At 56.0% G+C, this 1,358-nt stretch carries 1 rRNA gene (running past one end of the window); it reads left to right on the forward strand.

What is annotated here, in order from left to right:
* A 23S ribosomal RNA gene (locus ABT061_RS48210) occupies positions 1–1,358 on the forward strand; its annotated part runs 1,382 nt beyond the window's last position; the annotation flags it as partial.

Below are 1,358 nucleotides of genomic sequence, written 5' to 3' on the forward strand. Positions count from 1 at the left end.
AGACAGTAAGAAATCGATGAGATAGCCGAAGCTTCTGGGAAGTGGCGCCGTAGACCGTGAGAGTCGGGTAGGCGAAATCTTGTCGACTGTTGGAGGGGATCCCAAGTAGCACGGGGCCCGAGAAATCCTGTGTGAATCTGCCAGGACCACCTGGTAAGCCTAAATACTCCCTGATGACCGATAGTGAACAAGTACCGTGAGGGAAAGGTGAAAAGCGCCCCGGTGAGGGGTCGTGAAATAGTACCTGAAACCGTGTGCCTACAAGCCGTAGGAGCGTAAACATTCTTCGGAGTGTTTGTGATGTGACTGCGTGCCTTTTGAAGAATGAGCCTGCGAGTTATGGTGTGTGGCGAGGTTAACCCGTGTGGGGGAGCCGTAGCGAAAGCGAGTCTGAATAGGGCGTTTGAGTCGCATGCTGTAGACCCGAAGCGGAGTGATCTAGGCATGGGCAGGTTGAAGCGCGGGTAAGACCGCGTGGAGGACCGAACCCACCAGGGTTGAAAACCTGGGGGATGACCTGTGTTTAGGGGTGAAAGGCCAATCAAACTCCGTGATAGCTGGTTCTCCCCGAAATGCATTTAGGTGCAGCGTTGTGTGTTTCTTGCCGGAGGTAGAGCACTGGATGGCTAATGGGCCCGACAAGGTTACTGACGTCAGCCAAACTCCGAATGCCGGTAAGTGAGAGCGCAGCAGTGAGACTGCGGGGGATAAGCTCCGTAGTCGAGAGGGAAACAGCCCAGACCACCGACTAAGGCCCCTAAGCGTGTGCTAAGTGGGAAAGGATGTGGAGTCGCAGTGACAACCAGGAGGTTGGCTTAGAAGCAGCCACCCTTGAAAGAGTGCGTAATAGCTCACTGGTCAAGTGATTCCGCGCCGACAATGTAGCGGGGCTCAAGTACACCGCCGAAGTCGTGGCATTCACATATTATCCGAGCCTTTGTGGTTTAGGTGTGTGGATGGGTAGGGGAGCGTCGTGCGGCCGGCGAAGCAGCGGAGTGATCCAGCTGTGGAGGCTGTGCGAGTGAGAATGCAGGCATGAGTAGCGAATCAGAAGTGAGAAACTTCTGCGCCGGATGACCAAGGGTTCCTGGGGCAGGCTAATCCGCCCAGGGTAAGTCGGGACCTAAGGCGAGGCCGACAGGCGTAGTCGATGGACAACGGGTTGATATTCCCGTACCCGCTACGATGCGCCAATACTGAATCCAGTGATACTAAGGGTCCTTAACCCCTCCGAGCCTTCGGGCTTGGGGTGAGGGTGAACGCCTGGCCTGAACTGGTAGTAGGTAAGCGATGGGGTGACGCAGGAAGGTAGCCCAGCCCAGGCGATGGTAGTCCTGGGGTAAGCATGTAGGGAGAAC

This window comes from Streptosporangium sp. NPDC002544, from assembly GCF_040295965.1.
Taxonomy (GTDB): domain Bacteria; phylum Actinomycetota; class Actinomycetes; order Streptosporangiales; family Streptosporangiaceae; genus Streptosporangium.